The sequence below is a fragment of the Pseudomonadales bacterium genome (assembly GCA_041395665.1).
In the GTDB taxonomy this organism is placed as follows: domain Bacteria; phylum Pseudomonadota; class Gammaproteobacteria; order Pseudomonadales; family UBA7239; genus UBA7239.
Genome location: JAWLAB010000009.1, coordinates 50156 through 58014, shown reverse-complemented (window position 1 = coordinate 58014; position 7859 = coordinate 50156). Strand labels below are relative to the sequence as shown.

At 48.3% G+C, this 7859-nt stretch carries 8 protein-coding genes; 5 read left to right on the top strand and 3 right to left on the bottom strand.

The features are described from left to right. The first annotated feature begins 80 nt into the window (after nt 1-80). The gene (locus tag R3E63_10555; protein MEZ5540362.1) at nt 81-578 is read left to right on the top strand and encodes an NAD(P)H-dependent oxidoreductase subunit E; all 498 of its coding nucleotides are present in this window, start codon (nt 81-83) and stop codon (nt 576-578) included. Here the strand turns inward: R3E63_10555 and glpE are convergent. Both glpE and R3E63_10545 read right to left on the bottom strand, forming a co-directional pair. Then, nucleotides 564-878 carry a thiosulfate sulfurtransferase GlpE gene (gene glpE / locus R3E63_10550; protein MEZ5540361.1) on the bottom strand — a complete coding sequence of 105 codons (315 nt, stop codon included), beginning with the start codon at nt 876-878 and terminating at the stop codon, nt 564-566. The genes R3E63_10555 and glpE overlap by 15 nt on opposite strands. A gap of 35 nt (nt 879-913) precedes the next feature. Further along, nucleotides 914-2359, bottom strand: coding sequence for a YdiU family protein (locus R3E63_10545; GenBank protein ID MEZ5540360.1), 1446 nt, complete (start codon nt 2357-2359; stop codon nt 914-916). A 1-nt stretch (nt 2360) separates the two neighbouring features. Between R3E63_10545 and R3E63_10540 the strand changes: the two genes are divergently transcribed. Then, entirely contained in the window at nt 2361-4040 is a 1680-nt protein-coding gene (locus R3E63_10540; protein MEZ5540359.1) for a glycosyltransferase family 39 protein, read from the top strand. 5 nt (nt 4041-4045) lie between these two features. Here R3E63_10540 and R3E63_10535 read toward each other — a convergent pair whose 3' ends face one another. Next, entirely contained in the window at nt 4046-4903 is an 858-nt protein-coding gene (locus tag R3E63_10535; GenBank protein MEZ5540358.1) for a glycosyltransferase family 2 protein, read from the bottom strand. Nucleotides 4904-4977: 74 nt separating this feature from the next. On the opposite strand from R3E63_10535, the gene R3E63_10530 reads away from it, so the two are divergent. From R3E63_10530 to R3E63_10520, 3 genes are read left to right on the top strand one after another with little or no spacing between them, the layout of a single operon-like run. Next, nucleotides 4978-5745 (top strand): sulfotransferase, encoded by a 768-nt coding sequence (locus R3E63_10530; protein MEZ5540357.1) that lies wholly within the window; start codon nt 4978-4980, stop codon nt 5743-5745. Further along, nucleotides 5738-6784, top strand: a complete 1047-nt coding sequence (locus R3E63_10525) for a glycosyltransferase family A protein (GenBank protein ID MEZ5540356.1) — start codon at nt 5738-5740, stop codon at nt 6782-6784. The genes R3E63_10530 and R3E63_10525 overlap by 8 nt, the downstream gene beginning before the upstream one ends. Beyond that, nucleotides 6781-7845 (top strand): glycosyltransferase family A protein, encoded by a 1065-nt coding sequence (locus tag R3E63_10520; protein MEZ5540355.1) that lies wholly within the window; start codon nt 6781-6783, stop codon nt 7843-7845. Before R3E63_10525 ends, R3E63_10520 begins: the two co-directional genes overlap by 4 nt. The last annotated feature ends 14 nt before the right edge of the window (nt 7846-7859 follow it).

Below are 7859 nucleotides of genomic sequence, written 5' to 3'. Positions count from 1 at the left end.
CGCGATATTCCGGTTCTGATTTGTGAACCGCTATAATTGGTGCTGCAAAAAAATCATTTATTGAGTTTGTGTAAAAAAATATGACTGCTCCCGCTGTATCGGTGCTTGATCGCGCCGCTGAAATCATTGCCGCTTTTGTACCGGATCAAGATTTGGTGGATTTGCTGACGCAACTGCAAGATCAACTCGGTTTTATTCCGCCGCAAACCATCCCGTTGATTGCGGATGCAACAGGTTCAGAGCGCCCCGCAATTTACAAAGCGATTGATCTGTCGCCTTCGTTTACTTTACAGCCGCCCGGCAAACATTTGCTGTATATCTGCAATGCCGATAACTGTTGCACGAGGGGCGGCATAGCGCTGGCAGAAACGGCCAAACGCGTATTGGGCGTGGATTTTTATCAGTGTGATGAAAATAAAAAAGTTCGATTGGAACCTTTTCGTTGTTTAGCCAATTGCCCGAATGGCCCCAATATCGCGGTCGATAAAGTGGTACAAGGGCATATGACGCCCGAAAAATTAGAAGCGCTTTTGAAAGAGTTACTGGCAGAACAAGACAATACGTTAATCCGTGCTTAATGGATACACGCCGCGCCAGCCCTCAACACCGCCGTCCACACTGTAAACCTCAGAAAATCCCTGCTGGCTGAGAAAATCGGCAGCGCCTTGGCTGCTGTGTCCGTGATAGCAAAACACCAGTAATGGCTTATCAAAATCTGCGTGCAGAATAAATTCCTGCACATTGTTGTTGTTCAGTGAAAACGCGCTAGCGACATGACCCGACGCATACGCATTAGGGTCACGGATATCGACTATCGTCGCATTGCCGCTATCAATCAGGTTTTTTGCTGTAGCAGCAGGGATGCAGGTAAAAGGCATGACAGAACTCCTCAATTATCAAAAAAATAGTTCAATTACGACGAACAGCTAATTTCTAAATGTTTTCCCCATTCAGGCGGCAAGTTGGCGTAGTGTGCAAAATCGGGATGCTCATCAAACGGTGCTAACAAAACCTTTAATAAGTTTTCCGCCATGGTGAAATCATTTTGTTGGGCAAGATCAATGGCTTGCTGCGCCAAATAATTGCGCAAAATATATTTGGGATTGACGCGCTTCATAGCGGCGCAGCGCTGTGTGTCGTCGCTATGCTCTTGTTGCAGTCTGGCAGTGTATTGCGTACTCCATGCGTCAAATGCATTGCGGTCAACGAATAAATCACGCAGCAAAACGTTTTCTATTTGCGTTGAAAAATCACAGAGGCGACGGAAGAAAAGCGTGTAATCCACAGCAGATTGTTGCATCAGAGTGAGTAGTTGGCCGATGAGAGCGCTGTCATTTTCTTGTGACATCGTCAGCCCCAGCTTTGCGCGCATCAGCTGTAAATAATGCTGCTCAATGGTGGGTTGATACGCTTGCAGGCTTTCACGCAACTGCTCGATGGTAATTAACGGAGCCAGCGCGTGCGCCAGTGCATTGCAATTCCACAGCCCGATATTGGGCTGCTGATTAAAGGCGTAGCGACCGGAGCAATCAGAGTGATTGCAAATAAAGTTTGGGTTGTAATCGTCGAGAAAACCAAACGGGCCGTAATCAAAAGTTTCACCGAGTATCGACATATTGTCGGTATTCATTACGCCGTGCGCAAAACCTACCGCTTGCCAGTGCGCTATTAAACGCGCTGTGCGTTGCACCACAGCATCAAAAAAAGCAGCATAAGGTTGCTCGGTGTTACGACATGCTGGGTAGTGCTGGTCGATGACAAAGTCTGCTAGTTGTTGCAGTGCATCGTACTGCTGTGTGTGACAAAAATATTCAAAAGAGCCGAAACGAATATGCGAGGGTGAAACACGCAATACCATCGCGCCTTTTTCAGAGGTTTCGCGATAGACCACTTCGTCACTGGCGATAAGAGCCAGCGCGCGCGTGGTGGGAATGCCTAAACCGAACATCGCTTCCGAACAAAGAAATTCACGCAGACTGGAGCGCAATACCGCGCGGCCGTCACCTTGTCGTGAATACGGCGTTAGACCTGCGCCTTTCAGTTGGATTTCGTGGCGTTGTCCTGCGTGTGCAATTTCGCCGAGCAACATGGCGCGACCGTCGCCCAAGCGCGGGTTGTAGTGACCAAATTGATGACCGGAATACACCATCGCCAATGGCGTTATTGCGGGTTTGGTATTGCCATTGCAGTAGCACAAATTGTCGTCAGTCAGCAGTTGTGTTGCATCGATGCCGATTAATGCAGCTGTTGCGGGCGAATGCAGCGCCCAACGCGCCGCCCGCAGCGGCTCAACCGACACTGGCGATGCGAAGTGATTGCCGAGTGTGGCAAAGCGAGAGGGGAGTAGTGGCAAAATCACGATGTTAATTCAGAGATGCAGTGAGGACATTGTAAAAGCTGGTATTTCTTCTGGCGACACCACAAAATGTGTGGCTTCTATCGTTGTGAGAGTTATAAAAACTGCTATGCGCGTTTCTTCTGTTAGTCGCTTACATCGCGCTGTTGTTATCTTTGTGCTGTTGTTGATAGCAGTTATTGCCAGAGTGCCATTTACGACTTTGGATTTTAACTCGCTGTTGTCGACTTATTTGGTGGACGACGCTTTTTATTATTTCAAAATTGCGAGCCATCTTGCGATGGAGCATCGCATTACTTATGACGGCGATCAACTGAGCAATGGCTTTCATCCGTTGTGGTTGGCGCTTATCACGCCATTTTATACACCAGCCGATAACGGTATTACTTTTGTCTATCGTGTGCAGTGGTTGATGTTGTTGATCGACTTATTGTCGGTGGTTGTTTTGTATCGCACACTGCTGCAATGCAAAGCGAATGCAGTCGTTGCTTTTGTGGCAACGCTGTGGTTTTGCCTACATTCCACTTTCATTGATATTCAGATGAACGGTTTGGAAACATCGCTCAATACTTTATTGCTGCTGATGCTGTTGAGTGCTTTTGTGCAGGTTTATCAAAGCGAACAGGCAACACAGTGGCGTTATTGGTATTTCGGCGCTGTTGCCGGTTTGGCTTTTTTAGCCAGAACTGATAACGCCATCGTGCTAGTAGTTTTGTACGGCGCGTTGTTTTGGTGTGCGCGCAAACAGGGGCTCGCAAGATTGAGTCCACTTTTTGTTTCGGCTGTCTTAGCGGGTTTAATTGTGCTGCCGTGGCTTTTATGGAATTGGATTTATTTCGGTAGCTTGGTGCAGAGCAGCGGCAAGATAGAAACCATCTACTGGGGAGAGCCACAATTCAGTTGGCAGCGCACAGCGTTTGCGTGGTTGATGATGCCGACTAGTGTCTTTGGCAAGTTGGAGTTTTTTTCACGTTTATTTATTGCGCCAGTTGGCAATGCGGCGTGGGGAGCTACTGGATTTTTATTGTTAATGGCAGGCTGTTTGTTATGGTTTTGGCGCAGCGTGCGTGTACCAAATGAGCTCAAGGCTGTAGCAGTATTTTGCATCGCGGTATTGGTAGTTTTTTGTTATCACGCGGCATTTCGCAGTTTTGTGCGCACTTGGTATTACATTCCCGTGGGTTTGGTGTTGTTGCTGTTGTTGGCCAGCGTGGCAACAGCGTGGCTCGCGCATTGGCAGAGCTTGGGTAAAAAAAGGCTGAGCTATGCAGTGCCTGTTGTATTGGTGGTGGTATGCACGGCTCAGGTGTTGTTCAGCTTTTCGCCCAGTCGATTGCGAGGTGTAGTCACAGGGCGTTCAACGCATATCACCGTAGCGCAGTGGCTGGATGCCAATACATCGTCAGATGCGGTGATAGGCTCGATGAACTCGGGCGTGCTGAGTTACTTGGTGCATCGCAAAGTTATCAATTTGGATGGAGTGGTGGATGTGCGCTCTATGCGTGCACATTGGCAAAAGAAGCAACCAGAATATATCCATGAGCGTGGGATTCAGTATTTGGTGGATAACGCTGGCGCATTAAATTTCTTTTGTCGCGACAATCCGTACCACACTTGCGAACAAGTTTTTTCTTTTGGTGATGCCAAGAATCCTAGTTTGGTAATGAAGGTAGTTAATAAGTAGCGGTGTTAAAACCAGCGCCAACCGTGTTGTGTGAAAAATATGTAGCCAGCACGGGCGAATTGTTTGATATGCCACCAACCCTTGCGCGACGCGTGGCCTCCATCGTGGATAATTTTCATCGCCGGGACAAAAGCAATTTTTGCGTGCTCTCGCAAACGAACGGACAAATCAAAATCTTCGAAATATAAAAAATAAGCAGAGGAAAACCCGTTGAGTTTTTGCAGTAAGTTGGTTCGTATCAGCATGCAGCAGCCACTAGCAATTTCTACCGATTGGTAGGGATGCTCTGACAAATACTCCTTATGCATTTCATAGCGTGCTAAGCGTTGCTGAAACAGTTTCTTTAGCTGGGTGGGAGCAAAACCGCGCAAGGTGAAATCCAATACAGTTGGGTAGCGTTTGCTCAAAAATAGTGGTGTTTTCTGATCGTTGACGGCAAACGGCGTCACCATGCCGACTTCATCGTGTTGTTGTAAATAGTCCAATCCCTTGGCGAGTGCTTGCGCATCCAAATACACATCAGGATTCATAAATAAATGGAAATCACTGCCTTGATGGATGCAGCGATTATGTGCTTGACCGTAGCCGAGGTTGCTCTCCGCGCAAATAAAACGCACTGCATCAATGCCATCTATGCGCGTAAATAAAGACGAAAATTGATCGCCATCTTCACTGGCTGCGTTATCAACAACAACGAGTGCAATGCGTGCAACGGTGTGCTGATTGCGCAATTGGCGGACACTGTCGGTTAAACACTGGCGAAAACGCAGCAATTCATCACGATTGTTGCGAAACAACACAACGCTGATGGAAAGGTGGATAGGTGTTTGCTGCGTATCATTCATGGCGTCATTGTAAGCCATGGCTGCGGGGTGCAATCCAGCGCCAGCGTGCTTTATGATTCCCTCTCACAAAAAGAATCATGACACCGAAGACGATGTTAAAGAAACCGCAACGCATATTGTGTGTGCTGGGCATGCACCGCTCTGGCACCAGTTGTCTGACAGGCTCTTTGCAGCAAGGTGGGCTTTTTCTCGGCAAACATCACACTTGGAATGAATACAATCGTCGCGGTAATCGTGAAAACCAAGATGTCGTCAATTTGCATGAAGCGATTTTCAAAGCTAACGGTTTGACATGGAAGAAGCCTACGGGTGTTGCACTGACCGGTGATATCTCGCAAGCGCTGCAAGCCGTGGAGAGCAGTGCGCTTGCCGTATGGGAGCCGCAAAACACAGAGCGCGCGCAAGAAATTTTGGCTGAGTATGCCGATAAACTGCTGTGGGGATTCAAAGATCCACGCACGCTGTTGGTGTTGGATGGCTGGTTGGATTTAGTGCCCGATATGGAATTTGTCGGCATTTATCGTCATCCGATGGCGGTGGCGCAATCGCTGGCGAGTCGCCCTGCGATGCCAGTAACCATCGAAGAAGGGCTGGCGATGTGGTACGCCTACAACAAAAAATTATTGCAAGCGTATCAGCGCCAAGCATTTCCTTTGTTGTGTTTTGATTGGAGCGAAGAAAAATTTCATCACGCTTTGGATATCGTACACGCCCATTTAGGTTTACAACCTGTGCCAACGGATGAACGCTTTTACACCAAAGAATTGCATAAACAATCTGCTGATGTGGAAGCAATCTTGCCTGAACCTGTACAAGCGTTATATCAACAATTGGAAAACATTGCCCTGCGCCATGACTAAATCGCCCACCCCCAAAGGTATTCCCAATTCGCCGCAGCCGATTAAATGGTTTGATGCTGCCATGCCTGTTGTACCGCACGATGATGCACAGTATTTGCAGGTGTCGCAGCCACGGCTGTCGATTGTGGTGATGGTGTACAAAATGCCAGAGCAGGCGAAAAAAACTTTGTATTCTTTGAGCGCGCAATACCAGCGCGGCGTGACAGAAAACGATTACGAAGTGATCGTGATGGAAAATCCTTCCTCACGTGTTTTAGGTAAAGAAGAAGCAGAAAAGTTTGGCAGTAATTTTCACTATCAAGCTTATCCAGAGACGCTGCCCACGCCGGTCAATGCCATGAACTTTGGCGCAGCGCATGCGCGCGGTCGCATGATTGCGGTGATGATCGATGGTGCGCGCATGGTGTCCCCTGGTATTGTGAATTACATTCTGGCAGCCGAGCGCTTGCATCAGGATGTGGTAGTCGCTGTGCCTGGCTATCACCTTGGCAATAAAGTGCAACAAGAGGCGATGTTGGAAGGCTATGACGAAGCCTACGAACAAACGCTGCTCGAAAAAATTAGTTGGCCGCAAGACGGTTACCGCTTGTTTGAAATTTGCTGCTTGTCTGGCACCAGTGCTGGTGGTTACTTAAAGCCTTTGGGCGAGAGCAATGTATTGGCGATGCCGCGTCATATATGGGAAAAGCTGGGCGGCTATGATCCGGGTTTTACCGAAACAGGTGGCGGGCAGTGCAATTTAGATTTGCACAAACGCGCAGTGGAATTGCCAGAGACCGTTTTGGTGACTTTGATCGGCGAAGGTTCTTTTCATCAATTTCACGGTGGCATTACCACCGGCACGCAAGGTGAAGAGCGCTTAAAAGCGATGCAGGATCATTTCAATCAATATGCCGAATTGCGCGGTCAACCTTACACACCACCGCTTAAACGCAGTATTTTTCTGGGCACAATGCCCGATTGTGCGCTACGTTTTGTGCGCCACTCTGCCAGTGTGGTGATGAAAAATCGCGGTGATATCCCGAGGGATTGGAAATGAGTGCAGAAAAAAAACCAGCGCTGTCGATTATCGTTATTGTCTATGACATGCCGCGACAGGCGATGAACACGCTGTACAGTTTGGCGTTGCCGTATCAGAAAAATATCAGCGAAGATGATTACGAAGTGATTGTGGTAGAAAACCGCTCGTCGCGTTGTTTGGATGCGGCAGCAGTTGCTGCGCTGGGTTCGCAATTCCATTATTTTTTGCGCGATGAAGCAGGCGTTTCTCCCGTGCCAGCCGTGAACTTTGCGTTTACACAGTGTCGCGGCGAGCAAATTGGTTTGATTATTGATGGCGCACGCATCGTTTCGCCGCGCGTATTGGAATACGCCATGATTGCCGCGCGTATGACTGATGACGCTTTAGTGATGGTGCCTGGCTATCACCTCGGTGAAAAGGATCACAAATTTCATTTGCAAGCACAGCATAGTGAAGCCTTAGAAATTGAAAAGTTAGGCGAATTGGCGTGGCAAGAAAATGGTTATCGCCTATTCAAATGGGCGTGTTGGAGTTCCAGTAATCAACGCGGTTATTTACAGCCCATGCAGGAGTGTAACGCGCTGTTTTGTTCGGCGGAAAATTTCAAACGCATCGGTGGCGCAGATGAGCGCTTTGATCAAGCGGGTGGTGGCTCGATCAATCTGTATCTTTATCGAAAATTAGGCATGCTGCCCAATATTGTGTTGTATGTGTTGCCAGGCGAGGGCTCTTTTCATCAATTTCACAGTGGCGTGACCACGCAAGAATTTACTGAAGATGATACGCGTCGCGCGGTGTTGAAATCGTTTGATACGCGCTTGGAAGAAGTGTGGGGTGGACCGTTCAAAGCGCTGACACGCGAACCGATTTTATTGGGTGCAGTCACGCATTGGGCGCAACCCTTTTTGGAAAAAGCATCGGAAATGGCGGCACAGCGTTTTGCGCGCCTCACCGCCAATAAAAAACCATTTTGGGATGATGACGCAGGCTTCGAGCGTTTTACCGAAAATGCGGTGAGCTGCTTAAACGATGGCTATGAACGCCCAGAAATCATGAAGCAACAGAAATTTGTGGAATAAGTGCTCGTAGTCCC